The sequence below is a fragment of the Caulobacter sp. DWR3-1-2 genome, assembly GCF_049896225.1.
Taxonomy (GTDB): Bacteria; Pseudomonadota; Alphaproteobacteria; order Caulobacterales; family Caulobacteraceae; genus Caulobacter.
The window spans coordinates 1-25993 of record NZ_JAFCTW010000006.1; the positions used below are offsets into that span (position 1 = coordinate 1).

Sequence of the window (25993 nt, forward strand, 5' to 3'; positions counted from 1 at the left end):
CGCCATGTGGACGCCACATTGGGTGTTGGGGGGTTTGTGCGCCAAAATGTATTGGGCCGCGCCCCGCCCCCCCCCCCCCGCCCGGCCAATTACGGGCGGCAACGATCGCGTTTTCAAGAAAACGTTGGAGAAAACCCGGTCACCGAGGGCTTCAAAGTGCGCGTTTTGCCTGACCGAAGGGCAAACAAAAGCCTATCTTGAGTTTGGTCTGACGGTGCCCTATGTCTGCCTCGTGAGCAGCCCCGGGCCGTCAAGATTGCGCAAGTTTCTAGCTCAACTGGGTCCCGGTCTCGTGACCGGCGCGGCTGACGACGATCCGAGCGGAATTGGCACTCACAGCCAGATCGGCGCGCAGTTCGGCTATGGTCTCGCCTGGACCTTTATCCTCAGCTTCCCGCTGTTGGCCGCGATCCAGGAGGTCGCTGCGAGGATCGGCCGCGTCACGGGCGGCGGCATCGCGCGCAATCTTCGCCGCCACTATCCGCGGCCGCTGCTGATTGGCGTGGTTCTGCTTTTGTTGGTCGCCAACATCGTCAACCTGGGCGCCGACCTCAGCGCGATGGGCGCGGCGCTAGCTCTACTGACGCACGGAAACAGTGGGTTTTACACGCTGCTTTTTGGCGTTTTTTGTGTCGTGGTCGAGGTGTTCCTGAACTATGCCCGCTACGCGGCAGTCCTGAAGTGGACCACACTATCCCTGTTCAGCTACGTGGCCGTGGTCGCGGTGGCGGGCGTGCCCTGGGGCAGGGCTTTGACCGCCTTGATCGTCCCCGAGATCCAGTGGAACGCGACCTATGCGACGGCGATGGTGGCCATCCTTGGCACCACGATCAGCCCATACCTGTTCTTCTGGCAGGCAGGTCAGGAGATCGAGGAGCAGCACCGCCATCACGCCAAACCGCTTTGCATAGCCCCCAAGGAAGCTGGACCGGAGCTGAGACGAATTCGGCTGGATACCCTTGTCGGCATGGGGTTCAGCACCCTCGTTTCGTTGGCCATCGTCTATGCCACGGCCGCCACTTTGCACGCCCATGGGATCACCGACATCACCACTTCAGCGCAGGCCGCCGAGGCGCTAAAGCCGATCGCCGGGCCTTTCGCGTTCGCCCTGTTCGCGGTCGGGATCATCGGAACGGGCTTGCTTGCAGTCCCGGTGCTGGCAGGGTCGGCCGCCTATGCCGTCACCGAGATGGCGGGCGTTGCCGGCAGCCTTGATGCCAAGCCGATGCGGGCTCGGCTGTTTTACGCCACAATTTCCGTAACGACCCTGCTCGGCGCCTCGCTGAACTACATCGGCATCGACCCCGCCAAAGCCCTGTACTGGGCGGCGGTCGTGAACGGCGTTCTCGCTGCACCGCTCATGGTCGTCATGATGCTGATCGTGCGCAATCCTCGCGCCATGGGCCGGCTGACACTGTCAACCAGGGGGACAGTGGTTGGCTGGACCGCTACCGCCCTCATGATCATCGCAACCGCGATCTTCTTCGTAACGGCGTTGTAGGCTAGTCATGCGCGGGGTCGTCCAGGAGATGCATTGTGAATCGGCGTGGGGTCACAACGACGATCTGCGTGCTAACGAATTGATTGTTTTCGGGCGGCAGGGGTCAATTCGCGACGCCGATTCACATACGTGACGCCAGAGATGTCTACGCCGGTTAGAGATGTCGCGGAGTCTGCCAGATAGAAATGTCGTGGCAGGGCGTTTGATGTCGGGCGGCGGGCGGGCGCGGAGCTCTCACACCGCGCAGAGCCCGGCCGGCGACCGTGGTGCGGGCAGGGGTGTTAGTCGTTTTTGATCTCACCGAGCGCGCCGCAGGCGGGCGAGGCTCTGACGGGTTTGCGCGCCGCGAGCAGACGTTCGAAACTTCTCAGAAGGGTGGTCAGCGGACCTGCGTTCGCTCAATGATTTGAGCGTCAATCTCGGCAACTCGCGCTTCCAACTGCGCTAAGTAGGGTGCGCCGTGTTGCGCCATCTTGTCGGGCGAATACACCCAAAGTTCATCATATGCCCGTAACGTACATTTCTGCCCGTTCTATGGCGTCACCCCTCCCAGGCACCGCAAAATCGCCGCCAGGATATCAACCCCAGACGAGGCCAACCCTCCAATAAATCCGCGGCGGTCCCAAAACTTCTGACGACGTACAGTCAGATCCGACCAGGTTCACGAAAAAATAGGATGCAAATATGTCGATTAATCAACTTGTTTATATAAGCCAAGCAACACGTAAGATGTCTCCGGAAGACCTCTCTGCGATACAGGAAACGGCGAAGAAAAACAATGCACCACTCGACGTAACGGGTAGTTTGTTTTACAACGGCGGTTGGTTTTTGCAAGTATTGGAAGGTCCATTATCAACGCTCGATAAGCTATATGAAAAAATAGAACTCGATTCTAGACACAAAAATTCGCGAGTATTGTACAACGAGCCGGCAAGCTTCCGTACCTTCCCGCGCTGGAACATGAATATGACCAACTTAAACGACAGACAAGCCGACAAATATGATGAACTTGTCGAAGTCATCGAGGCGGCTCAAACAAACCGTAATATCGGATCGGCATCCCCAGCAGTGGCATTACTCAAGATTTTTAGAGGCTGAGTCGAAGGGCCCGAGTCCATCGGGTTGAAGGTTGTCGCGTTCACCGCCGAGGCTCGCTCTATCCTAAGCGAGAACGATGACGCGTTAGACAGCCATCGTTCTCTACGAAGTCACCAAGCAGCGGCGTGAGTATCAAAGCCGGTACCGGTTGCGCGACCGGCGAGGCGAGCGCTCCGTGCCTTTGCCGACGGTACTTGAGCCGAAGGTATAATGCTCAACGTCCGACTAGGGTCGGGTGCAGAAATCGGGCCGTCGCCCGAAACCGGACGTTGAGGGTAGGGGCTCAGCCGACCCCGAACATATGGTTGGTCTGATCGCGGCGCTTGGGGCCTCTACTGGTGCGTGCCCCGGGTGGCCCGGCGTCTTGGCTCTGTCGGATGAGGGTGAGAAGGCCACCTAACCGCTTGTTCTCGATCACGGCCGCCTCGGTGACGCGACGAAGCTTGTCGAAGTCCGGTAGGGCATGCTGCGACCCTTGTGGCGGATCTCCAGGCGGCCATCGGGGAAGTCGACGACCTCGACGCGCCGGCCGATCGCTCCTTGCGCGAACTCGGACGGTTCGATCATGAGGAGGATGTTGTCGTACTGGAGCGTCAGCGCCTGTGAGAGGGTCCGCTCAGCGCGCCAGGTGAAGGCCTCGTCTAATCGGTCCCGCGGCGCCATGGGCCGGTGCAAGTCCTTGTCGTTGAACGGCGCCTTCGCGAAGCGGGTGTTGTAGTCGGCCATGAAGCTCGGCAGGAAGGCGTTGCCGTCGTCCATTGAGCTGACGCCGGCGAGCCGCAGCTTCTTCACCAGTCGGTCCTGCAGGGTCTTGTTGGCCCGTTCGACCCGGCCCTTGGCCTGGCTGGAGTTGGCGCAGATGATCTCGATGCTCAGGGCTTTGAGAGCGCGGCCGAACTGGGTCATGCCGTCACCATGGAGACCGCGGCCTTGTTCACGCGAAAGACCGCATGCTTGTCGGTGTAGAAGGCGATCGGCTTGCCGTGGGCCTCAAGGTAGCGCTGGGTCGCGTTGAAGTAGGCGAAGGTCGACTCCGACTGGACGAACTGCAGGTGCATCAGCCGACTGGTGGCGTCGTCGATGAAGACCAGCAGCGTGCAGCTGTCGGCGCGGTCCTCGAACCAGAAGTGATGGGACCCATCGACCTGGATGAGCTCACCGACGCATTCCCGCCGATAGCGCGGCTGGTAGATCCGACCGCGCCGCTTTTGCCGATCGGCCCAGAGCCCGGCCTCCAGCATCCACATCCGTAGCGTCTCACGCCCGATGTAGACGCCGTGGAGCTCACGGAGCTTCTCGGCCGCCAGCGTTGGACCAAAGCCCGAGTACCGCTCGCGGATCAGTTCCAGCGCCTGCGTCTTGACGTCCGGCGGCGTCCGCCGGTTGCTCGGCTGACCACGCTTCTTGGAGATCAGCGCCGTTGCGCCTTGCTGCTGATAAGCCTTAGCCAACCGCTGAACCTGTCGTCGCTCAAGGCCCAACAGCTGCGCCGCGGCGGGCGTCGTCAGCCGGCCGCTAGCGAGATCGCGGAGGATCTCCAGCCGCGTGAGCTCCTTGTCGCTCATGAAATGCAACGCCATCCTGGAGGCCTCCATCGCGGTTGCGGCGGAGGGTGACATGTCTAAATGGCACGGTGCGACATAACTAAATGGCGGCTACAAGCGATCCTCGTCTAATACATCTTATCGGAAATCAAGACACTATAATTCAATATTGTCAGAGACATACAGATTTGAGCTTTGGTTCGGTCTAGCGCTTTGAGTCATTGACGCGCGGCGCCAGCGCCATGCCGCTGGGCCAAACAGGCTTTGAATTATTGGATGCGGGTTTGAACGCCTCAAGCGGCCATTTGCCTAGATCCGCACTGCAAGCCGCGTGCATCGACTGCCGCTTCACCTGACCCCACAGGTCAGGTCGCGCCGCCGACGCCACGCTGTGCAGCGGCGTGGAAGAAGGACCCCCTTAGCGGGGTGATAGGCGCCTAAAAGGGACCCCTCATTCCGATGGCTTAGGCACGGCGGCTTGGTTCAACCGGGCGGCCGAGATCGGGATGTTGGTCGTGGAGACAGTGGTGCGGATTCGCCGTGAGTCTGCGGCGGGCAAGTCGATCAAGGCGATTTGTCGGGATCTGAGGCTCTGTCGCAAGGTTGTGCGCAAGGCGATCCTGGCGGAGGAAGGCGCGTTCAGCTATCGGCGCGTGACGCAGCCGTTTCCGAAGATCGGCCCGGTGCGCGAACGGCTTGAGCAGCTTCTGACCGAGAACGAGGCGCGGCCCCGGCGGGAGCGGTTCTTCAAGCCGCGCTTGCGGTTCGCCACCCTGGAAGAGCTGAACGGCTGGCTTGAAGCCGAGTGCCGCCGCTGGGCGCGCCTGCACCCCGACGGCTTCCACGAGGTCGAGCACGCGGTGACCGGAACCTGCCTGATCACCTTCGATCGCAACCGCTGCTCGGTGATGGCCAGGGCCGCCAAGCGCAAGGTGCAGGTGCGCGCCTATGCCGACAAGATCGTCGTCCGCTGCGCCGGCGAAGTGGTTGCTGAGCATGCCCGGTCCTTCGGCCGGGGCCGGACGATCTATGATCCCTGGCGCTACCTGCCGGTCCTGGCCCGCAAGCCGGGCGCTCTGCGCAACGGCGCGCCGTTCCAGGATTGGTCCCTGCCGCCAGCCCTGACGCGGCTCAGCAAGAAGCTGGGGCGTGGCGACGAGGCCGACCGCCGGTTCGTTCGCGTGCTGGCGGCGGTGCTGATCGATGGCCTGGATGTGGTCGATGACGCCGTCCGCGAGGCCCTGGACGCCGGCGCCGCCAGCGACGAGGTCATCCTCAACATCCTGGCCCGGCGGCGCGAGCCGCCAGCGCCCCAGCCGATCAACACCTGCGAGGCGCTGGTCCTGCGCCATCCGCCCATCGCCGACTGCGCCCGCTACGACCTGCTGCGAGGTCCCCGTGCAGCGGCATGAGATGATCCAAGCCTTCGCCCAACTGGGTCTCTGAAGGGCATGCCGGGGCCTTCGACGAGACCGTCACCACAGGCCTTCAGCGCAACCGCACGGCCATGGAGATCCTGGCCGACCTGCTCAAGGCCGAGACCAACCATCGCCAGGCCGCCTCCATCCGCTATCGCCTGACCGCCGCCAAGCTGCCGAAGCCCGGCGCGGCAAGGCCGGCGCCCTGGCGGCCCAGCTCTCGCGCCTCGATCTCATGGTCCTCGATGAGCTGGGCTACCTGCCGTTCGCCCAGTCCGGCGGCCAGCGCCTGTTCCATCTGGTCAGCAAGCTCTACGAGCGCACCTCGGTGATCATCACCACCAACCTGACCTTCGGAGCGTGGCCCGCCGTCTTCGGCGACGCCAAGATGACCACGGCGCTGCTCGACCGCCTGACCCACCACTGCGACATCGTCGAGACCGGCAACGACAGCTGGCGACTCAGAAACCGCCCCCTGACCGGCACGCCCCGCTTCATCCACAACTTGTTCAACCTCCCCCCAGACCCCCTCCCGGGCAGCTGATCAATCAGTGGCTCACCCCGCGGCGATGCTCTGCGCTGGCTGAGAGCTACGCGCATCGCCGCTCGGAAGCCGAATAGGGGGTCCCTATTGCGCGCCGTTTGACGCTCATGGCTACGAGTAGCCCCTCGGTTGATTGCGAAACAAAACGATCGGCATTCAATCGGTTGTCAAGTTGATTTCGAAACACTATTATGTCTTCGAAGAGGTGATTATGTCAGCGCGCGAAACGGCGGAACTCCTGCTGCTGGTGGGGCGGCTCGTCCAAGCGGAGGGCTATCAGGGCGAACTCAGTCCCGCCCAATGGATGGCGCTGCGCTTCTTCGCGCGCGCCAACTCGTTCTCCCGCACCCCGTCTGCCTTCGCGGAATTTCAAGCGACGACCCGTGGCACCGCATCACAAGCCATCAAGGCGCTTGAGGCTGGTGGGTACCTGGGCAGACAGAGATCCCAGGCGGATGGGCGAAGCGTCAGTCTAAGGCTGACGGACAAAGGCCACGAAGCGGTTGCGCGCGATCCGTTCGAAGTTCTGGTGCGCGCCGTGGAATCACTCGCCGCGGAAGAGCAAAGCGCGATGCGCGGCGCAATGCACCACGTGCTGACCACCGTAGCTGCGAGCGGGCCGCATCGGCACTTCGGTGTTTGCCAGGACTGCACGCACCTCGCTGGAGAAACGTGCTCCGACTCCACGGGAGCCTCCCTCTCGGCCCTCAAATGTCAACTGTTCGACGTTCCGATCGAGCTAGAGGAAGCCAGTCTACTCTGCATGCATTTTTCAACCAACGAGCCAGCCGCGCGGGGGCGGACACCGCGAATGAGTTCAGCACTGCGATCTGCTGAAAGGACGCCTAGTTGACCTACATCGTGATGGATGCCTGCATCAAATGTAAGCTCATGGACTGCGTAGAGGTGTGTCCGGTCGACTGCTTCTACGAGGGCGAGAACTTCCTGGCGATCAATCCGGACGAATGCATCGATTGCGGAGTCTGCGAACCGGAGTGCCCGGTGAACGCCATCAAGCCCGACACCGAAGACGATCCAGACGGCAAATGGCTAAAGGTCAATTCCGAATTCTCCCGCATCTGGCCCAACATCACCGTCAAGGGTGAGGCGCCCGCCGACGCCGACGACTTTGAGCGCGAGACCGGCAAGTTCGAGAAGTATTTCAGCGAAAAGCCCGGCAGGGGATCCTAGTGAACCACGAAGCGATATCAAAAAAGCTTAGCCATGCAGGCCACTGACCCACACCACGCGCGTGGCCCGTCGTCATTGCCGGCCGCCGGCGCAGAGAAGCTGCCTGGGATTCGGCACATCGTCGCCATAGGCAGCGGCAAGGGCGGCGTCGGCAAATCCACGGTGAGCGTCAATCTGGCGCTCGCGCTGCAGCAGCTCGGAGGGCGCATCGGGCTGGTAGATGCCGATATCCTTGGCCCCAGTATCCCCGGCATGCTCGACATCCCAACCGGTCAGCCGCCGGCGCAAACCCCGGAAGGCAGGATCATCCCGGCGGAGCGGCACGGTCTGAAGGTGATATCGATGGGGATGCTGACCGGAGACGACAATCCGGCCGTCTTGCGGGGCCCAATGGTGGGCAAATACCTGAAGATGTTCGTCGCCGGCGTGCAATGGGGACCCCTAGATTACTTGATTCTCGACCTCCCGCCCGGCACCGGCGACACGCAGCTGACGCTGGCGCAGAGCATGCCGCTGTCGGGCGCGGTGATTGTGACGACGCCACAGGACGTTAGCCTCAAGATCGCCCGCCGCGGCTTGCGGATGTTCGAGAAGGTGCAGGTGCCGATTCTTGGGATCGTCGAGAACATGCGCACTTTCACCTGCCCCCACTGCGGACAGAGCACGGATATCTTCCGTAACGGCGGCGGCGAGCGGATGAGCCAGGAGCTCGGCGTCCCGTTCCTCGGCGCCTTACCCCTCGATCCCGCCGTCGTCGCCTGCGGTGACGTGGGGCGCCCGATCGTGGTTGACCAGCCGAAGTCAGTCAGCGCCCAGGTTTACGCCGCCATCGCCGCAGCGCTTGCTGAGCAGCTCCACGCGGTGGCCACGGTGCTTCAGCCCTTTGTGTGGAGTTGGGACAGCAACGAGGGGGCGCCGGCCTGGATGGAAGGCTCGGTTCGGGCTGCTGGATCGAGGAATACCCCCATCGGTTTCCGGCGCCGCGATCCACGCACCTTGTCCGTGCTCTGGGAGGACGGCCATAGCGACGACTTCGACGTCCGCGATCTGCGACTGGCGTGTCACTGCGCCCTCTGCGTCGAGGAGATGAGCGGACGCAAGTTGCTCGATCCGAAAACGGTGCGGCCTGATGTGAGCCCGCGCAAGATCGTAAGCATAGGAAACTACGCGATCGGACTTGATTGGAACGACGGCCATAACAGCGGGATCCATACGTTTAAGAACCTGCGCGCCGCAGGCGCGCGCGCCGCAGAAAAGAACGTCGAGGATGTCTGACGCCCAGTCTATGGATCTGCAAATCGGCATCCGCGCGGAGACCTCGCTCGCCGACCCCGACACTTGTAAATTCACGGTGAGCCGCGATTTACATCCCGGTGGTCCGCTCTTCTTCGGCAATAAGGAACGGGCGGCCGGGTCGCCGCTCGCCGAGCGACTGTTCGCGCTTTCCGGTGTGGCCAACGTGCTCATCGCCGAGAGCGTAGTGACCATCGGCAAGGAGCCGAGCGCCTCGTGGTCGGGACTGAAATCGGCAATCGGGATGGCCGTCCGGACGCAGCTGCTCTCCGGCGTGCCGGCGATTTTGGAGATAGCTGCTCAGGCTAGCACGCAAGGAAGGGCCGACGCCGAGGTTCGCGTGGCCGTGCAGACGCTCCTGGATAAGGAAGTCAATCGTTCGATCGCCAACCACGGCGGGAAGATTTCAATCGTGGACGTCAGCGAGGGGAAGCTTTTCATTACGATGAGCGGCGGCTGCCAGGGATGCGCATCCTCTCAGGTGACCCTGAGGCAGGGATTCGAAGTTATGGTTAGAAGGGTTGCCCCGGAAATCACGGAAATTGTGGACGCGACGGACCACGCAGCGGGGAAGGAACCATTCTACAGACGCCCTGGCTAGATGTCAGGGAGACATCCGAAAATCGACTGTCCCGAAAATCCGGCCAGAATCCCAAGCAACCCGAAAGGAGCAACATTGTCCCTAAATGAACCTTTCCACCAGCAGATCTCCGACCTCGTGGCACAAAACCGAGTCGTTCTCTTCATGAAGGGAACTCGCCACATGCCACAATGCGGGTTCTCCGCCCAGGTCGTGAAAATCCTCGACGAGCTGCAGCCAAGCTACGAAACGGTCGATGTACTTCGCTCCCCCGAGATCCGGGATGGAGTCAAGGCGTTCTCCGAGTGGCCGACGATCCCGCAACTCTACATCGATGGGGTGTTCGTGGGAGGCTGCGACATCGTCCGCGAGATGCAGGCGTCCGGAGAGCTTCAAGAGCTCATCGGCGTTAAGGCCTAGTGGTGAGAATCTGACGGTTGGCGACCCGCCGAAAGTCTTTGGGGCCGAGGATTGGCGCCATTTTGACGGATTCAAACGCCGCTTTCGATCCGTTAGCAGCCCCGCATGCCGAGGACCACCATGAGCGAGGCGGTCGGAAGGGGTTTGCGGCAGTTGTCGCAGATCCGGGTGACGCAACGGGGAGCGCTAGAGCATTTTTCGAGCGAAGTGGTTCCGGTTCGCGTGAAGAAAAATGCTTCAAAACAAAATATCAGAGCTCACGGCCTGACGCAGTCAGGTCGGGAAATGCTCAAGCCAACATCGGACTCAAAGGCGGCATCGACGCGAGGGAGCTGCCCATCGACGCCTCAGTGCCGCGTTACTGATATAAAAAGGAGACCAGCATGTCGTCCCATCCAACTGACTTCCAAGGTTCCGTCATCGATGCGCTCCGCGAGGCCATCGAGCGCAAGATTCCCGATTCACGGGCCGGAGTGAACGGCGGCGGCGGCCACTTCAATATCGAGGTGACGTCGCCCGTGTTCGCCGGCAAGAATATGCTGGAGAGCCAGCGGATAGTGTACAGCGCCATCGCCGATTTGATGAAGGGGGACAGGGCTCCGGTGCATGCCGTCGACAGTTTGAAGACCCGGGCGCCATGAACAGCATGACTGCGTCAAACCTGACCCTCTCCCAGACCGCAGCCCAACGGCTTCACGCCCTCAGCCAGAGCGAGGGCTATCGCGTCATGCTTCGGGTGGCGGTGGAAGGCGGGGGCTGTTCCGGCTTCCAGTACCAGTTCGACTTGGTCAGCGAGCTGCATGCCGATGACCTGGTGGTCGAACGTGACGGGGCCGCAGCCCTGGTCGATGCGATGAGTTTAATCCTGCTGAGGGGCTCGGTGATCGACTATGTGGACGAGCTGTCCGGCGCCGAGTTCCAGGTCCGCAACCCCAACGCCAAGTCCAGCTGCGGCTGCGGCGTCAGCTTCTCCATCTAGAACATTTTTCGAGCGAAGTGGTTTCGGTTCGCGCGAAGAAAAATGCGTCAAAACAAAAGATTAGAGCTCACGGCTTGACGCAGTCAGGTCGGGAAATGCTCTAGCAGACTGAGGGAAAGGTCCGGACTGACGGCCTGTCCAGATTCTCCGGGCCGGCTCTTATAGACAACCTGGGTTCGACGCTTAGTCGCGCCCGCAGCCACAGGATTGGCGTCGGCATGAGCAGTTTCAGTGTGAGCAACGAACCCTTCACCCTGTTGCGCGATTGCAACGCCGTCATGGTGCCGCTTGGCGACGCAGCATGCCTGCCCATCGGCCAGATCGGCTACATCACTCAGGCGCTAGGGGGCAGTTTTACCGTGTATGTGGACGGCAACCTATTCCGCATTGCCGGAAGCGATGCCGACGCGCTGGGCAAGGAGCCGCCGGCGGCTATCGAGGTGGCCGCCGATGCCACCAATGCGGATGTGGAAAAGCTGGCGTGGGATCAGCTTCGCACCGTGTTTGATCCGGAAATTCCGGTCAACGTGGTTGATCTGGGGCTGGTCTACGACCTGCGCCTGGAGCAGACGGCTTCAGGCGAGCGCAAGGTTTATGTGAAGCTCACGTTGACCGCCCCCGGCTGCGGCATGGGCGACATCCTGGTGGATGATGCCCGCACCAAGCTCAAGATGATTCCCACGGTTGCGGAGGCTGATGTGGATCTGGTGTTCGATCCGCAGTGGAGCCATTCAATGATGTCCGACGCCGCCAAGCTGGAAACTGGCATGCTCTGAGTCCCGCCATGTTGGCGGACGGCGATGTAGGGCAAATATTCACGACTCAACGACCTTACCAGGCTCGATAGTGACGCTTTCCCCGCAACCGCAGGCGTCGGTCTGGTTGGGGTTTCGGAAGGTGAACTTGGCTGAGAGCTTGGTCTTTTCGTAGTCAATCTCGCTGCCGATCAAGAACAGGACCGCCTTGGGATCGACCAGAATGGTGACGCCCTTGTCTTCCACCACCTCGTCCAGGGGCGCGGCGGCCTCGGCATATTCGATGGTGTATTCGGAGCCGGCGCAGCCGCCGTTCTTCACCCCAACCCGTAGTCCCCTATAAGGGACATCAGCGCGGCCCATGATCTCGCGCACGCGCTCAGCCGCAGTGTCGGTCAGGGAGACGAGCTTGGGGCGGAGTCGGCGGGGCGGCGCGCCGGCCGCAGTCAGATTGAGATCGCTCATGGTCAGAATCCATTCAGTCGGAGCTTAGCCTCGTCGGACATCCGCGAGGAATCCCATGTCGGGTCGAACACGAGATCGACCTTCACCCGGCCGATGCCGGGCAGTTCCTTCACCACATCCTTCACCCAGTCCGGAATTTCACCGGCCACCGCCGGCAGCTTCCGAGCTGAGGCGTCGCTGTCGAAATAAACCAGCGGCTCGCCGTTCACCTGGCGAGCCAGGATCGGGAACCGCTCGCGGATGGCTTCGACGTCGAAGTCCATGGTCAGGCTCTCAACCTCTGGGCGGCCCAGGCGCGAGCGACCTCGCGGGCGGGCTGGTAGGCGATCCGCTCGATCACCTGACCGACGAACGCCTCGATCAACAGGGCGCGGGCCTCGGTTTCGGGGAGACCCCGCTGGCGCATGTAGAACAGCGCCTCTTCGTCCAGGGCGCCGATCGTATTGCCATGGGCGCACTGCACGTCGTCGGCGAAGATCAGCAGCTCCGGTTTTGCATCGACCTCGGCGCGATCCGACAGGATCAGTGCGTTGTGCCTCATGCGAGCGTCGGTGCGGTCAGCACCCTCCTCCACCACGATGCGCCCCTGGAAGACGCCGCGGGACTGGTCGCGCACGACGCCCTTGGTGAGCTGGTCCGTGGTTCCATCAACCCCTCCGTGCTCCACCATCGTGGTCAAGTCGGCATGATGCTGACCGGAGAGCAGATAAACGCCATCGAGGCGCACACCGGCTCCGGCGCCCGGGTGGGCGACGTGGGTCTCGATCCGCTGTCGTTTGGCGCCGTCAGTCAGCAGGGTCTGGGCGAAGCGGGTCTCAGGGCCGAGCGCAACCTGGGTCGAGCTGACCGAGATCGCGCCTTCGCTGTCGGCGGCCACCACGATGCGCTCCAGGGCCGCGCCTTTGGCGAGCGAGATATCGAGGGCCGTGTCGGCGACATAGTCGCCCGCTAAGCCCTCATAGCTCTCCAGCAAGGTCAGGTCGGCGCCTTTGCCCAGTTGAATGGCGAGCTGGACGGAATGGGCGCTGTCGGCGCTTTGGGCGACGAACCGCAGGCGCACGACACGCTTCTCGCCGGGCTTCAGAATCAGGGCCGAGGCGTCGCCGCGTAGGCGGCCATTGACGATGGCGACCTCGATCTCGCCCAGATCACCAAACGGGCCAGCGGTCAGCGCCGCCTCGCTTGGCGGCGAGGGCGGCGGCAGGACGCGCAGCAGGCCGCGCAGGTCGGTCCACTTCCAGTCTTCGTCGCGCTTGCTGGGAAGCAGGCCGGCGTCGCCGGATTTCAGGGCGGTGGCGAGACTCAAGCGGCCCTCGCGTATTTGTCGTAGCCTTCGCGCTCGAGCTCGAGCGCCAGGTCGGGCCCGCCGGTGGCGACGATGCGGCCGCCGGCCAGGACGTGGACCTTGTCGGGTTTGAGGTAGTCGAGCAGCCGCTGGTAGTGGGTGATCACCAACATGGCGCGATCGGGATCGCGCATGGCGTTGACGCCTTCGGAGACGATCTTCAGGGCGTCGATGTCGAGTCCGGAATCGGTCTCGTCAAGGATCAGGAGGCGCGGGGCCAGCATGGCCATCTGGAAGATTTCCATCCGCTTCTTCTCACCGCCTGAGAACCCGACATTGAGGGCGCGCCTGAGCATCTCGAAGTCGATCTTCAGTTCGCCGGCCTTCTCGCGCGCCAGCTTCAGGAAGGCCGGGGCGCTGATCTCGGTCTCGCCGCGCGCCTTGCGCTGGGCGTTCATGGCCGTGCGGATGAAGGTCAGCGCCGGAACGCCGGGGATTTCCAGCGGGTACTGGAAGGACAGAAAGACGCCCTTGGCGGCGCGTTCGTTGGGATCGAGCACCAGCAAATCCTCGCCGTCCAGGGCGGCGGTCCCGCCGGTGACCTCGTAGCCCGAGCGGCCGGTGAGCACGTAGGAGAGCGTCGACTTGCCGGCGCCATTGGGGCCCATGATGGCGTGGACCTCGCCCGCGGGCACATCAAGCGTCAGGCCTTTGAGGACTTCCTTGCCGCCGACTTCGGCGCGCAGATTGGAGACGGAAAGCATCTTGGGGGTCACTCCACGAGAAACTGCGCCAGGACCTCAAGGGCCTCTTGCGCGCTTGCAACGGGCTGCTGCTTGGTGGGGGAAGCGGTGGGCCTGGTGGCCGAGCCACCCAGCGCGGGCCAGGTCGGTGCCTTGGTGGAACCGCTCGGCCTCCTCCCGCGCGTGGCGTTCGGCTTCAAGACTTGCCCTGAGGATATAGGGGCGATCCGTTCCGGAATGGCGAGGGTCATCCGACCGAACCTTCGAGCGAGATCGCGACGAGCTTCTGGGCTTCGACCGCGAACTCCATGGGCAGCTCCTGCAGCACCTCGCGGACGAAGCCGTTGACCAGCAGCTGGACCGCCTCCTCCTGGGAAAGACCGCGTTGTGTGGCGTAGAATAGCTGGTCGTCCGACAGCCGGGTGGTGGTGGCCTCATGCTCAAGGATGCAGTGGCCATTGCGCGCCTCGATGTAGGGCACGGTGTGGGCCGCGCAGGTCTTGCCAATCAGCAGCGAGTCGCACTGGGTGAAGTTGCGCGAGCCCCTGGCCTTGGGGTGGACCGAGACCAAGCCGCGATAGGTGTTGGACGAACGCCCCGCCGAGATCCCCTTGGAGATGATCCGCGAGCGGGTGTTAGCGCCGAGGTGGAGCATCTTGGTGCCGGTGTCGGCCTGCTGGCGGCCGTTGGTGATGGCGATCGAATAGAACTCGCCCGAGCTCCCTTCGCCGCGCAGGATGCAGGACGGGTATTTCCAGGTGATGGCCGAACCGGTCTCGACCTGGGTCCAGGAGACCTTCGAGCGGTCTCCGCGGCAGTCGGCGCGCTTGGTGACGAAGTTGTAGATGCCGCCCTTGCCCGTGACCGGATCGCCCGGATACCAGTTCTGGACCGTGGAATATTTGATCTCGGCGTCTTCCAGCACGATCAGCTCGACCACGGCGGCATGGAGCTGGTTCTCGTCGCGCATGGGGGCCGTGCAGCCCTCCAGGTACGAGACGTAGGCGCCCTGGTCGGCGATGATCAGGGTGCGCTCGAACTGGCCGCTGTTCTCCGCATTGATCCGGAAATAGGTGGAGAGCTCCATCGGGCAGCGGACGCCGGGCGGCACATAGACGAAGCTGCCGTCGGAGAAAACCGCAGCGTTCAGGCAGGCGTAATAGTTATCCGAAACGGGCACGACGGAGCCCAGGTATCGCTTCACCAGTTCGGGATGTTCGCGGATCGCCTCGCTCATGGAGCAGAAGATCACGCCCACCTGGGCGAGCTCCTTCTTGAAGGTGGTGACCACCGACACACTGTCGAACACCGCATCCACTGCGTACCTCGGCGCGCCTTCGACGCCGGCAAGGACCGCCTGTTCCCTCAAGGGGATGCCCAGCTTTTCGTAGACGGCGAGAATTTCCGGATCGACCTCGTCGAGGCTCTTGGGGCCCTTCTTCTCTGACGGGGCGGCGTAGTAGTAGCTGTCCTGGTAATCGATGCGCGGGAAGTGGACCTTGGCCCAGGCCGGCTCGTCCATGGCCAGCCAGCGCTCGAATGCGTCCAGCCGCCACTGCAGCATCCATTCCGGCTCGTTCTTCTTGGCCGAGATGAAGCGAACGATGTCGGCGTTCAGACCCTTGGGCGCGAAGTCCTGGGCGATGTCGGTGGAAAAGCCGTGCTGGTATTTCTCCAGGCTCTCGACATGTTCGATGGTCTGTAAGGCAGCGGACATATGCGTGCTCCAAGGCCGCAAGCGCGCAGCGACGCGCGGAGTGGCGGGATGAATTTGGCGTCCAGGCTTCGACGAAGGCGGCCCGGTCGGTGTCGGTGATCGACCTCGCCGTCATGGCCTTCCGCCTGCACGATCCGCGATGTTTGCAGCCGGATGACCGCCGTTTCGCGTGCTGACATGTTCACCCTTTCCCGCAAAGTGATAGCCCTTCGAAACCATATTGACAAGCGATCTGGGGATTAATAGTTGTGTTTCGAAATCAGTGTCGAGGCGCGAATGAACATCGGTCCAGCTGTCTACGATGCCGTCGAGCTCATGGTTCGGCTGGCTGCCGCCGATCGCCAGGTGACAGCAGGCGAGCTCGCCGCCCAACTGGCCCGTTCGCTGTCATATACGGAGGCGCTGTTGGCTCGACTACGGAACTGCACCCTTGTGAAAACCGTCAGGGGTCACGGTTATCGCTTAGCGCGACCGGCTGCGTTGATCTCCGCTGCAGATGTTTTTTCGAAGCCGTGTACCGGGGAAGAGCGACCCCGGCTGCGCGACGATATCTTCCTTATCTCCGACCCAGGGACGCGGTAATCGGGGTGGATCTGCTTAAATATTCGCTCATGACCTATACTATGACTTTCCTAAGCGGTGTCAGGCTCGCCGACCTGTTGCCTGATTCAGCGATCACAGATGCTGGAACAGGACCAAACTCATTCGCCGAGCCGCCCTATCGCTCATGGAATCCCCTGCACGGTGTAGGCGCCTGAATGCTGGCCTTGAGGCTGCAGCGCGGCCGGACCAGCGATCAAGAAAATCCGAGGCCACCTTCACAAGGCTGATCTGGTTCGCCGCCGACCCCCTCTTTGGAAAGGAGAGAGCCATGACCGACAACGCGTCGGAAACGAACAAAAACGTGGAAGCACTACGGCGGGCGCTTTCCCGGTGGGACAATGAGGGTGGTGCAGCCGCGCAGAACCCACAGCTGAGCCCATCAACGAGTACCGCCGAAACTGGTGGACTCAAGCTGACCATCCCGAGCTTCAAACACGCTTGATCGCATTCTATTCAGGTTGGACGTCGGTGGAGCGAGCAGATCGATATGGCACGTGAGGTCTATCCGAAGTTCACGAACGACCACGGTGTGCCGGAGATTCGCATCGGGGTTAAGGCGTTCAAATGCATCGGCGCATCACCACCCCAGGACCACCCGCATATCTATCTTGCAATGGGCGGACAGGACACCAGCATTCTCTGCCCTTATTGCGCGACCCTATTTCGGTTCGATCGCGACCTCGATCCATACGGGGCCGATCCGCCAGACAGCGTTTTCGCCTTGGGTGACGAGGCAGAAGGAGCATAACGCTGGTCGCCGAGAAAGTATGGTTGCCGATCCTGGTGACGATGCCGGCGCGGGCGGCGCGGCGGCCTATCATCGCGTAGGCGTCGGACCAGGGCAGTGGCGTGGTGGTCAGCACCGCCTCCCCCGCTCAATGGTGCGCAACAGCGGCCACTTCGGATTGCCGCGCAAGGCGCAGCCGTCGAGGCGTCCAAGTAGAGAACGGCGCGACGTTTGTTAGCTGAGCAACGCTGAGGGCGAACGGAACCCGAACCCGCCAACTTCAGGCCGCGCCGCGCATTCGGCGACCGATGGTCAGCTGCCGGCGCCCCGTTGGCGGCGTCGCGGCCTGGTCCCACAGGAAGTCGCCCGAGAACGCGATGTGCTCCCAGCCGACCGGCGAGGTGTGGGCGAGGAGATCGTCGGGGGCAGGCTGGCCAGCAGCTCGCAGGTGGTCGACGGCGTCGGCCATGTAGGTCGAGTTCCACCAGACGATGGCGGCGATCACCAAGTTCAGGCCCGAGGCGCGGTACTGCTGCGCGTCGCGGGCTGGACAAGGCCGACGCCCTGAGGGAACGGGAAGTGACCGCAGACTGGCCAGCCTTCGATCCAGCCACAGGAGCAGACCTTTGCGCGGCGCTTGGCCACCGGCCACAGTCTGGCCGACCTCGACCTCGTGCCCTTCCAAGGAGCCGTGATAATCTTCGAAGGTCGGTTTGGAGTGCTCCAGCACGTCGTCGACGCTTAGGCACGCACGCGGATGTCCAACCTAAGGACCTTGACTAGTTTACGGCTCAATTATATAGTTGAGGTCTCAACTGTGAGGTCTTCATGACAACTCGTCGTAGTGTGCTCGCTTGCCTCATCGCAATGCCAGTCGTGTCCGCCGGATGTGGGTCAGGTTCAACAATAGACCCCGCTGCGGCATGGCGCACGCCGGGCGCCGGCGAGACTGATCCGCGACGCTATGCGCTGGCGCATGCGATCCTGGCCCCCAACCCCCACAACCGGCAGCCCTGGCTCATCGATCTGGCCGGAAATGATGAGGTTCTATTCTACCCTGACACCGCCCGCCTGTTGCCGGCTACGGATCCGCCAAACCGCCAGATCACCCTAGGCTGCGGCGCGTTTTTGGAGCTATTTGACCTCGCGGTGCGGCAAGTGGGGCGACGGGCGGACATCACGCTTTGGCCCGAGGGCGAACCCCATCCGCGCCTGGACAACCGCCCTATTGCCCGTATTCGCTTAGTTTCCGATCGCAACATCACGCGCGATGCCCTTTTCGAACAGATCACAAATCGACATACGAACCGCGCCCCCTACGACCTGAAGGCGCCGCCGACCGCCGCGGAACTCGCAGCCATCTTGGCTGCAGCGGACGGTGGCGGGATCACGGCCGGAACGATCAGTGACGAGGCGACCCGCGTGCAAATCATGCAACTGGCTTGGCAAGGATGGACGATCGAGAGCCACACGCCTGCGACCCATATGGAATCCGTTCGCCTGATCCGTATCGGGGCGGCGGAGATCGCCGCACATCGCGACGGCATTTCGCTGAGTGGCCCCATGTTGGAAATACTCAAGGCTGGCGGCGTGCTGACGCCCGCAACCCTCGCCGACCCAGACTCATTCGCGGCGAAGTCCAGCAACGACATGGCCCGCAAAGCGCTAGACGCGACACCCGCGTTTTTCTGGCTGAAAGGCGCGAATAATAGCCGGGCGACCCAAATCGCCGCCGGCCGAGCCTATGCCCGAGCCCACCTCACAGCTACAAGGCTTGGCCTCAACTTTCAGCCTTGGAGCATGACCCTGCAAGAGTATCAGGAGATGGCAGGGCCCTACGCGGCCACACAAGTGTTGTTGGGTGCGGGCCCTGAAGCTCCACTTCAGATGCTGGTCAGGGTGGGCCGAGCCAAGGCCTCGCCTCCGGCGCCGCGACGCGGCTTAGCGGCGCACATTCGAACATGACAGATGCCGTTGAGGATCCGTTGGCCTTCCAGGTTTTCAACGAGATCGCAACTATTGAACACTTGTCGAGCACGGCGTTCGAGCGGGTGCTGCCGAGGGGGCTCTCCCTGGCGGGCTTCACGGTCCTCAACCACCTCATCCGCCTGCGCCACGAAAGGCGGGCGCCAGCTTTGATCGCGAGCGCGCTGCAAGTCACCCGGGGCGCCATCACCGGGACTGTTAAAAGGCTGGAAGCGCAGGGCCTGGTTCACTCGAATCCAGACCCGAAGGATGGCCGAGCAAAGGAGATCAGCGTCACGCCTGCCGGCCGCACGGCTCGCGATGCGGCGATCGCCGCTCTGCAGCCCATCCTGGCCCAGTTGCAGACCGAGATCGACGAAACACTACTGGCGAAGCTGCTGCCAGGTCTGCAGCACCTGCGGCGTATCCTTGACGCGCAAGGGATTAGGTCAGAAGTCCAAAAGGCGGCGAAATCACCCGCGCGGCCCGCGCCTCATTCACGTGCCAGAGCTGCCCGAAGGCGATGAGGGACTGGGCTGCACGCATCGGGTGAGTGCGCGGACAGGCTGCAAGCGGTCCTTCCCAACGTCAGTCAGAACCGCGAACAGCCGCAGGCTCACCTCAGTGTGGCGGACAATACCGCGCCTGCAGAAATGGATGTCCTTCTGGGAGGAGACCGGCCGCCGCCACGACTTGAAGCCGGACTCTGGGTTCCTGCTGGGTGAAAAGGCGCCAGGTGTTGCCGACGTGGTGACGGCTGTTCTGTGGTCGACCGTGACCGACCGCTTTTCCAAGATCCAGGCGATCCTTGAGGACACAGCGCCCAGGACAGCGGCGCTGACACGGCGGGTCGCCGATCCGCCGCCGCTCGTCAAGCTGGCCGCCGAGGCCCGGAAAGACTATGGCGACACCTATTGCGGCGGCCAGATCGAGGCCTCCCTGCGCAAGGTCCTGGACGCTTAAGCCTCCAAACGCCCGGGAATCGCTGGTCGATCGCTGCGGCTCCGTTATAAAGATGGAACCTTCCTGCGGACGAAGTCCCCTGCCCCGCGCCGCGAGGGGCAAAACGAGGCCGCGGCCCACCGCGTCCGCAGGACCATCAAGGCCGACCGCGTCACGCCCATCCACCCTTGCTTGTCTGACCACACCCGCTAGGCAGGTGCGAACGGCCACTCACTCGAGATTTCCATGCCGCTGACCCGCCCCCGTTCCGCGTCGAGCCTCAAATCCGGCGCGGAGGTGTGGGCAACGCTGGGGCTGGCCGCTGTCCTTACGTTCTTCCTGATCAGCGGGGCTGTCGCCTACATCAACATTCAGGCGCTGCGGGCGAACGATCAGAACGTCCGGCATACGCACGAAGTGATCATCGCGCTGAACGACATGCTGTCGACGGCCCAGGACGCCGAGACCGGCCAGTGGGGCTACCTACTCACCGGGAACGAGACCTATCTCGCGCCATACGAAGACGCCGTCGCGAAACTCGCCGGCCGAGTCGACGCAATCGGCTCGCTGACACGCGATAACCCGGCCCAGCAAGCCAAACTCGCCCAGCTCCAACGCCACATTGACGCCAAGCTCGCGGAGCTCAGCGAGACGGTTGAATTGCGCAAAACCAAAGGAATCGAGGCTGCGCGCGCCGTGGTCACCACCAATCACAGCAAGATCGAGATGGACGCCATCCGCGCCCAGGTCGAGGTCATGCGGCAGGACGAAACTCGCCTGCGGAAAATCCGTATTGCGGAGATGTCGAGCGCCTTCAGCGCGGCCCAGACCACTGGCGTGCTCTCCGGCCTTCTCGGGGCCGGGCTCACCGTCGTCGTGTTCATCCTGATCCGCAGGAACACGCAGGTCCGCAAGCGCCAGCAGTGGCTACAGTCGGGTGAGGTCGGGCTTGCCGAGGCCATGATGGGCGACAAGTCGGTCGAGCAACTCGCCGACAGCATCCTGGCCTTCTTGGCGCGCTACGTCGGCTTCCAGGCGGGCGCGCTCTTCAACGGCGATGGCGACCAGTACAGTCGGGCGGCGACCCTCGGCGTTCCGGCCGACGCGGAGGTCCCGGTCCGGTTCAGCGTGAAGGAAGGACTTCTGGGACAGGTCGCGGCCGAAGGGCGGGCAACGATCATTCGGGACGTTCCGAAGGGCTATCTGACCATCGGTTCGGCGTTCGGCCAGGACACGCCCAAGCATCTTGTCATCGTTCCGGCCCGTGCCGACGATGTCGTCAACGTGGTGATCGAACTGGGCTTCCTGCACGCCGTCGACGATCGCGTGCTCGATCTGCTGGAGCAGGCTTCGGCGTCGATCGGTATCGCTCTGCGCTCGGCGCGCTATCGGACCCAGCTGCAGGATGTTCTTGAGGAGACCGAGCGCCAGGCCGAGGACCTGCAATTACAGAGCGAGGAGCTTCGCGTCTCCAACGAAGAGCTCGAAGAACAAAGCCGCGCCCTCAAGGAATCGCAGGTGCGGCTCGAGCAACAGCAGGTCGAGCTGGAGCAGACGAACAGTCAGCTTGAGGGACAGGCTCGGACGCTCGAAACCCAACGCAACGACCTTGAACACACGAGCGCCGCCGTGCAGCTGAAGGCCCGCGAACTGGAGCAAGCGAGCCAGTACAAGTCCGACTTCTTGGCCAACATGTCGCACGAGCTGCGAACGCCGCTGAATTCCCTGCTGATCCTCTCCAAGTTGCTGGGCGACAACCCCGAGGGCACTCTCTCCGACGAACAGGTGAAGTTTGCCCGGACCATTCAATCATCGGGCAACGATCTTCTGACGCTCATCAACGACATTCTCGACCTCTCGAAGATTGAGGCAGGTCACATCGAGATCCAACCGGCGAGCCTTCCGCTACAGAGACTGGCCGGCGATCTTCGGCAGCTTTTCCAGCCCGTTGCGGGCGAACGCAAACTCACGTTCGAGATTAGCCTCGCCGACGACTGCCCCCCCGCCATCGACACCGATCGCATGCGGCTTGAGCAAATTCTCAAGAACCTGCTGTCCAACGCTTTCAAGTTCACAGAAAGCGGCGGCGTTCGCCTCGCCATCGCACGCGCCGGCGCCGATCGACTGGCGTTAGCGGTGACGGACACCGGGATCGGCATCTCAAGGGAGCAGCAGGAGGATATTTTCGAAGCCTTCCGCCAAGCGGATGGCACCATCAGCCGCCGGTACGGCGGCACCGGGCTTGGCCTGTCGATTTCGCGCGAATTGGCGCGGCTGCTCGGCGGCGCGATCACGCTTGAGAGCATGCCTGGCGAAGGCGCTACCTTCACCGTCACGGTTCCGATCTCCTACCACCCCGCCTCGGTCGCGCCCCGCGATCAGCGCGAACCGTCTCCGTCCGAGGCGGCAGTCGCGACGTCGTCTGCCGCACCGAAGACCAAGCGAGCGCCCTCACTAGGGACACCCGAGGACGACCGAGACGCCCTCACCGACGCGCGCCGTCTGCTTTTGGTCGTTGAAGACGACGAGGCATTTGCCGCCATCGTGCGCGACCTGTCCCGCGAAATGGGCTTCCAATGCATCGTGGCCGGCACGGCCGAGGAGGCCGTGACCCTTGCCAGGAAATTTAAGCCCAGCGCGATCGTCCTCGACATCGGCCTGCCGGACCAGTCCGGCCTAACGGTGCTCGATCGCCTGAAGCGCGATGACCAAACTCGCCACATCCCCATCCACGTCGTGTCCGGCACCGACCACAGCCAGACGGCGCTGTCGCTGGGCGCGGTCGGCTATCTCGTGAAGCCGGTTAAGCGTGAAGACCTGGCCGAGGTGCTGCAAGCCCTCAAGTCAAAGCTGACAAAGACCAAGCGGCGGGTGTTGATTGTCGAGGACGACGACGTTCAGCGCGACGCTGTCGGCAAGCTACTCGCCTCGCGCGATGTCGAAACCGTCGGCGTGGGCACCGCCGCAGAATGCCTGGAGCAGCTCCAATGGCAAACCTTCGACTGCATGGTGCTCGACCTGTCTCTGCCCGACGCCTCCGGGTACTCATTGCTGGAGACGCTGAGCCAGGGCGACCACGCCTTCCCACCGGTCATTGTCTATACCGGCCATGATCTGTCGGCGGACGATGAACAGCAACTGCGCCGCTATTCCAACTCGATCATCATCAAGGGCGCGAAATCGCCGGAGCGCCTGCTCGACGAGGTGTCGCTGTTCCTGCACCAGGTGGTGGCCGAGCTGCCGCCGGAGCAGCAGAAGATGATCCAGAAGGCGCGTAATCGAGACGCCGTTCTCGAGGGCCGCCGCATCCTCATCGTCGAAGACGACGTCCGCAACGTCTACTCCCTGACCAGTGTCCTCGAACCCCGCGGCGCCGTCGTCCAGATCGCGCGAAATGGTCAGGAGGCGCTCGACGCGCTGGCAGGGTCCGCGCAGGATCCGTCGCGGACCATCGACCTCGTGCTGATGGACGTGATGATGCCGGTGATGGACGGCTTGGTCGCGACGCAGCAGATCCGCAGCGATCCGCAATGGGCTAAACTGCCCATCGTCATGCTGACCGCCAAGGCGATGCCCGACGATCAGGAGCGCTGTATCGAGGCCGGCGCCAACGACTACATGGCCAAGCCCATCGACGTCGACAAGCTGCTCTCGCTCGTTCGCGTATGGATGCCAAGATGAGAGTGATCTGTGCGAGACGGCGTTGAAGGCATCGAGATCCCGCTGCTGCTGGAGGCGCTCTACCAGCGCTACCACTATGATTTCCGTCACTACGCTCGGGCGTCGATCAAGCGGCGCTTGATCCAAGCCCGCGTGCAGCTCAATTTCAGTAGCATCTCGGCCATGCAGGATAGCCTGTTGCACGATCCGTCCACGCTGCCCCGGCTGCTGGACTACCTCACCGTCCAGGTGAGCGAGATGTTTCGTGATCCGTCCTATTTCCGGGCGCTGCGGGAGAAGGTCTTGCCGTACTTGCGGACCTATCCCTCGCTGAAGGTCTGGATCGCCGGCTGCAGCACCGGCGAAGAGCTCTATTCGCTGGCGATCCTGTTCCGCGAAGAAGGGCTCGATCAACGCACGCTGTTCTACGCCACCGACATCAATCCGGGGGCCCTCCGTGCCGCCGAGGCCGGCGTCTACCCGCTCGACCGGATTCGGAAGTTCACCGAGAACCACCAGAAGTCCGGCGCCAAGACGTCGCTGTCGGACTACTATACCGCCGATTACGGACGGGCTGTGTTCGACAAAACCCTGCGCAGCCGCGTCGTGTTTTCGGACCACAGCCTGGTGACCGACGCCGTTTTCGCGGAGATGCATCTCATCTCCTGCCGCAACGTCCTGATCTATTTCGATCGCGCCCTGCAAGATCGGGCCATAGGCCTCTTCCGGGACTCGCTCGCACGCAAGGGCTTCCTGGGCCTGGGGTCGAAGGAGAGCCTGCGCTTGTCAGAGCACGCCGCCGCATTCTCCGATTTCGACCGCGACGAGAAGATCTACGAAAGACAGGAGCCATGACGGAGGCGCCCATCAAGGCGGTCGCGATCGGCGCGTCGGCGGGTGCGGTTCAGGCGCTCTTGCAGATCCTGCCATCGCTGCCCGCCAGCTATCCCTTTCCGGTGCTGATCGTCGTTCACGTTCCGCCTGATCGGAGAAATGCGCTGGTGCCGCTCTTCCAGATGAAGTGCCAAATCGAGGTCAAGGAAGCCGAAGACAAGGACCCCGCGCTTGCGGGTGTGGTCTATTTCGCGCCTTCGGACTATCACCTATTGGTAGAGGTGGATGGATCACTTTCGCTTTCCTCGGACGAGCTTGTGAATCATTCCCGCCCATCTATTGACGTGCTGTTCGAGAGTTCGGCCGACGCCTTCGGACCCGCGCTCGTAGGGGTCATCCTTACAGGGGCAAATCATGACGGCGCCCTAGGGCTCAGGGCGGTCATGGACGCGGGCGGCGTCGCCATCGTTGAGGACCCGGCCGACGCCCACGCCTCAACGATGCCGGCCGCAGCGCTCAGTGCATGCTCATCTGCAAAGGCCATGAAACTGGACGCGATCACATCCTACTTGTTGAGTCTGGGAACGGCATGACCCGCGAGGCGCCGATAAACTTCCTACTGGTCGATGACCTTGAGGAAAACCTTCTAGCGCTCGAAGCGCTGCTGCAGCGTGAGGGCCTCCGCTGCCTCAAGGCGCGCTCGGGCGAGGAGGCCCTGGAACTCCTCCTCGTCCATGACGTCGCTCTGGCGCTGCTCGATGTACAGATGCCGGGCATTGACGGATTTCAGCTCGCGGAATTCATGCGAGGCGCTGAGCGGGCGCGACACATCCCGATCATCTTCCTCACGGCCGGCAGCGTCGACATTCAACGCCGGTTCCGCAGTTACGAAACCGGCGCGGTCGACTTCATTCAAAAGCCAATCGAAGCGGGCATCCTGCGCAGCAAAGCCAATGTGTTCTTCGACCTGTATCAACAGCGCCGGCAGATCGTGGTGCAGCGTGACGAGCTTGCAGCCAATGCGGATCTTCTGCGAACCGTCGATCGGCACAAGAATGAGTTCCTCGCGGTTCTCGGCCACGAGTTACGCAATCCGATTATGGCACTCAGCGCGGGCTTTAGCCTCCTGAAGCGGCGCGACGACCCCGAGCAAGTTCTGCAGATACGGGCGGAGATGGACCGACAGGTCGTCCATCTGTCGCGACTGGTCGATGACCTCCTCGATATCTCCCGTATAGATCAGGGAAAGTTTTCCCTGAGGAAGGAGAAGGTCGCACTTCTGAATGTCCTCAAGTTCGCGATCGAGACTAGCCAGCCGCAAATCGACACCGGTCATCATGCGCTCACAATCGACATCCTGACGGAACCGACTTGGCTGGACGCCGATCCCACCAGAATCGCGCAGGTCGTCAGTAATCTCCTGAACAACGCCGCCAAGTATACGCCGGAAGGCGGGCAGATCAGGCTCGTCGCACGGGTGGTGGATGGGTTTGCGGAGATCGAGGTCTCCGACAACGGGATCGGCATTCCAGACGATATGCAGTCCACGATTTTCGAGCTGTTCGCGCAGGTTAGGGGCTCAGGGGCAACCGCACAGGACGGGCTAGGGATTGGCCTGGCTCTCGTTAAGCAACTGGTCGAGCTTCATGGAGGGACAATTTCGCTCACGAGCAGTGGATTGAACCTGGGCAGCAGCTTCCAGGTGCGCTTCCCAGTCCTCCCTTAGCGT

The 25993-nt window shown here is 62.6% G+C and carries 27 protein-coding genes and 3 pseudogenes; 22 read left to right on the forward strand and 8 right to left on the reverse strand.

Annotated elements, in window-relative coordinates; translation table 11 throughout:
- Nucleotides 1–1501, forward strand: a 1501-nt coding sequence (locus tag ACP696_RS10375) for an NRAMP family divalent metal transporter (protein ID WP_426043765.1), incomplete at its 5' end; no start/stop codon positions are given.
- Nucleotides 1502–2185: 684 nt separating this feature from the next.
- Nucleotides 2186–2599 (forward strand): BLUF domain-containing protein, encoded by a 414-nt coding sequence (locus ACP696_RS10380; protein ID WP_426010024.1) that lies wholly within the window; start codon nt 2186–2188, stop codon nt 2597–2599.
- Between the two features lie 283 nt (nt 2600–2882).
- On the opposite strand, the pseudogene ACP696_RS10385 reads toward ACP696_RS10380, so the two are convergent.
- Nucleotides 2883–4179 (reverse strand): annotated as a pseudogene (locus tag ACP696_RS10385) (ISNCY family transposase).
- A 470-nt stretch (nt 4180–4649) separates the two neighbouring features.
- On the opposite strand from ACP696_RS10385, the gene ACP696_RS10390 reads away from it, so the two are divergent.
- The 10 genes and pseudogenes from ACP696_RS10390 to sufT all read left to right on the forward strand — a co-directional run bounded on the left by ACP696_RS10390 (nt 4650) and on the right by sufT (nt 11344).
- Complete coding sequence (locus tag ACP696_RS10390; RefSeq protein ID WP_426010022.1) at nt 4650–5555, forward strand: Mu transposase domain-containing protein; 906 nt, start codon at nt 4650–4652, stop codon at nt 5553–5555.
- Between the two features lie 172 nt (nt 5556–5727).
- Nucleotides 5728–6033, forward strand: a pseudogene (locus tag ACP696_RS10395) (ATP-binding protein); the annotation flags it as partial.
- Nucleotides 6034–6238: 205 nt separating this feature from the next.
- The gene (locus tag ACP696_RS10400) at nt 6239–6958 is read left to right on the forward strand and encodes a MarR family winged helix-turn-helix transcriptional regulator (RefSeq protein ID WP_426010021.1); all 720 of its coding nucleotides are present in this window, start codon (nt 6239–6241) and stop codon (nt 6956–6958) included.
- On the forward strand, nt 6955–7296 hold the full coding sequence (gene fdxA, locus ACP696_RS10405) for a ferredoxin FdxA (RefSeq protein WP_426010020.1): 342 nt from the start codon (nt 6955–6957) through the stop codon (nt 7294–7296). The genes ACP696_RS10400 and fdxA overlap by 4 nt, the downstream gene beginning before the upstream one ends.
- Nucleotides 7297–7329: 33 nt before the next feature.
- Nucleotides 7330–8571, forward strand: coding sequence for a P-loop NTPase (locus tag ACP696_RS10410; protein ID WP_426010018.1), 1242 nt, complete (start codon nt 7330–7332; stop codon nt 8569–8571).
- On the forward strand, nt 8564–9190 hold the full coding sequence (locus tag ACP696_RS10415; protein WP_426010016.1) for a NifU family protein: 627 nt from the start codon (nt 8564–8566) through the stop codon (nt 9188–9190). Before ACP696_RS10410 ends, ACP696_RS10415 begins: the two co-directional genes overlap by 8 nt.
- A 75-nt stretch (nt 9191–9265) precedes the next feature.
- Nucleotides 9266–9589: a Grx4 family monothiol glutaredoxin gene (gene grxD / locus ACP696_RS10420; protein WP_426010014.1), complete on the forward strand. Its 324-nt coding sequence runs from the start codon at nt 9266–9268 to the stop codon at nt 9587–9589.
- 383 nt (nt 9590–9972) lie between these two features.
- A complete protein-coding gene (locus ACP696_RS10425) occupies nt 9973–10230 on the forward strand; it encodes a BolA/IbaG family iron-sulfur metabolism protein (protein ID WP_426010012.1) in 258 nt (85 codons plus the stop codon).
- A 5-nt stretch (nt 10231–10235) separates the two neighbouring features.
- Nucleotides 10236–10568, forward strand: a complete 333-nt coding sequence (gene erpA, locus ACP696_RS10430; RefSeq protein WP_426011271.1) for an iron-sulfur cluster insertion protein ErpA — start codon at nt 10236–10238, stop codon at nt 10566–10568.
- Nucleotides 10569–10786: 218 nt separating this feature from the next.
- A complete protein-coding gene (sufT, locus tag ACP696_RS10435) occupies nt 10787–11344 on the forward strand; it encodes a putative Fe-S cluster assembly protein SufT (RefSeq protein ID WP_426010010.1) in 558 nt (185 codons plus the stop codon).
- Nucleotides 11345–11383: 39 nt separating this feature from the next.
- Here sufT and ACP696_RS10440 read toward each other — a convergent pair whose 3' ends face one another.
- The 6 genes from ACP696_RS10440 to ACP696_RS10465 form a co-directional block, all read right to left on the reverse strand.
- The gene (locus ACP696_RS10440; RefSeq protein ID WP_426000546.1) at nt 11384–11788 is read right to left on the reverse strand and encodes a HesB/IscA family protein; all 405 of its coding nucleotides are present in this window, start codon (nt 11786–11788) and stop codon (nt 11384–11386) included.
- A gap of 2 nt (nt 11789–11790) precedes the next feature.
- Nucleotides 11791–12051, reverse strand: a complete 261-nt coding sequence (locus ACP696_RS10445; protein ID WP_426010008.1) for a hypothetical protein — start codon at nt 12049–12051, stop codon at nt 11791–11793.
- Between the two features lie 2 nt (nt 12052–12053).
- Entirely contained in the window at nt 12054–13094 is a 1041-nt protein-coding gene (gene sufD, locus ACP696_RS10450) for a Fe-S cluster assembly protein SufD (protein ID WP_426043766.1), read from the reverse strand.
- Nucleotides 13091–13837 carry a Fe-S cluster assembly ATPase SufC gene (gene sufC / locus ACP696_RS10455; protein ID WP_426043767.1) on the reverse strand — a complete coding sequence of 249 codons (747 nt, stop codon included), beginning with the start codon at nt 13835–13837 and terminating at the stop codon, nt 13091–13093. Before sufC ends, sufD begins: the two co-directional genes overlap by 4 nt.
- A gap of 226 nt (nt 13838–14063) precedes the next feature.
- On the reverse strand, nt 14064–15533 hold the full coding sequence (gene sufB, locus ACP696_RS10460; RefSeq protein ID WP_426032694.1) for a Fe-S cluster assembly protein SufB: 1470 nt from the start codon (nt 15531–15533) through the stop codon (nt 14064–14066).
- Nucleotides 15534–15644: 111 nt separating this feature from the next.
- The gene (locus tag ACP696_RS10465) at nt 15645–15905 is read right to left on the reverse strand and encodes a hypothetical protein (RefSeq protein ID WP_426043819.1); all 261 of its coding nucleotides are present in this window, start codon (nt 15903–15905) and stop codon (nt 15645–15647) included.
- Here ACP696_RS10465 and ACP696_RS10470 point away from each other — a divergent pair.
- The 3 genes from ACP696_RS10470 to ACP696_RS10480 all read left to right on the forward strand — a co-directional run bounded on the left by ACP696_RS10470 (nt 15849) and on the right by ACP696_RS10480 (nt 16884).
- Nucleotides 15849–16115, forward strand: coding sequence for an Rrf2 family transcriptional regulator (locus ACP696_RS10470; protein ID WP_426043813.1), 267 nt, complete (start codon nt 15849–15851; stop codon nt 16113–16115). The two genes, ACP696_RS10465 and ACP696_RS10470, sit on opposite strands and share 57 nt — an antisense overlap.
- 289 nt (nt 16116–16404) lie before the next feature.
- Nucleotides 16405–16578: a hypothetical protein gene (locus ACP696_RS10475; protein ID WP_426043768.1), complete on the forward strand. Its 174-nt coding sequence runs from the start codon at nt 16405–16407 to the stop codon at nt 16576–16578.
- A gap of 45 nt (nt 16579–16623) precedes the next feature.
- Nucleotides 16624–16884, forward strand: coding sequence for a zinc-finger domain-containing protein (locus tag ACP696_RS10480; RefSeq protein ID WP_426010000.1), 261 nt, complete (start codon nt 16624–16626; stop codon nt 16882–16884).
- Nucleotides 16885–17143: 259 nt separating this feature from the next.
- On the opposite strand, the pseudogene ACP696_RS10485 reads toward ACP696_RS10480, so the two are convergent.
- A pseudogene (locus tag ACP696_RS10485) lies at nt 17144–17404 on the reverse strand (Tn3 family transposase); the annotation flags it as partial.
- A 287-nt stretch (nt 17405–17691) separates the two neighbouring features.
- Between ACP696_RS10485 and ACP696_RS10490 the strand changes: the two are divergent.
- The 7 genes from ACP696_RS10490 (at nt 17692) to ACP696_RS10520 (ending at nt 25990) form a co-directional block, all read left to right on the forward strand.
- On the forward strand, nt 17692–18828 hold the full coding sequence (locus tag ACP696_RS10490; protein ID WP_426043769.1) for an Acg family FMN-binding oxidoreductase: 1137 nt from the start codon (nt 17692–17694) through the stop codon (nt 18826–18828).
- Nucleotides 18825–19355 carry a MarR family winged helix-turn-helix transcriptional regulator gene (locus tag ACP696_RS10495; protein WP_426043770.1) on the forward strand — a complete coding sequence of 177 codons (531 nt, stop codon included), beginning with the start codon at nt 18825–18827 and terminating at the stop codon, nt 19353–19355. The genes ACP696_RS10490 and ACP696_RS10495 overlap by 4 nt, the downstream gene beginning before the upstream one ends.
- Before the next feature lie 97 nt (nt 19356–19452).
- The gene (locus ACP696_RS10500) at nt 19453–19791 is read left to right on the forward strand and encodes a hypothetical protein (protein WP_426043771.1); all 339 of its coding nucleotides are present in this window, start codon (nt 19453–19455) and stop codon (nt 19789–19791) included.
- A gap of 225 nt (nt 19792–20016) precedes the next feature.
- Nucleotides 20017–23451 carry a response regulator gene (locus ACP696_RS10505; RefSeq protein ID WP_426009993.1) on the forward strand — a complete coding sequence of 1145 codons (3435 nt, stop codon included), beginning with the start codon at nt 20017–20019 and terminating at the stop codon, nt 23449–23451.
- Nucleotides 23452–23460: 9 nt separating this feature from the next.
- On the forward strand, nt 23461–24285 hold the full coding sequence (locus ACP696_RS10510) for a CheR family methyltransferase (protein WP_426009991.1): 825 nt from the start codon (nt 23461–23463) through the stop codon (nt 24283–24285).
- Nucleotides 24282–24857, forward strand: a complete 576-nt coding sequence (locus ACP696_RS10515; RefSeq protein ID WP_426009989.1) for a chemotaxis protein CheB — start codon at nt 24282–24284, stop codon at nt 24855–24857. Before ACP696_RS10510 ends, ACP696_RS10515 begins: the two co-directional genes overlap by 4 nt.
- Nucleotides 24854–25990 (forward strand): hybrid sensor histidine kinase/response regulator, encoded by a 1137-nt coding sequence (locus ACP696_RS10520; RefSeq protein ID WP_426009987.1) that lies wholly within the window; start codon nt 24854–24856, stop codon nt 25988–25990. The genes ACP696_RS10515 and ACP696_RS10520 overlap by 4 nt, the downstream gene beginning before the upstream one ends.
- Nucleotides 25991–25993: the final 3 nt, after the last annotated feature.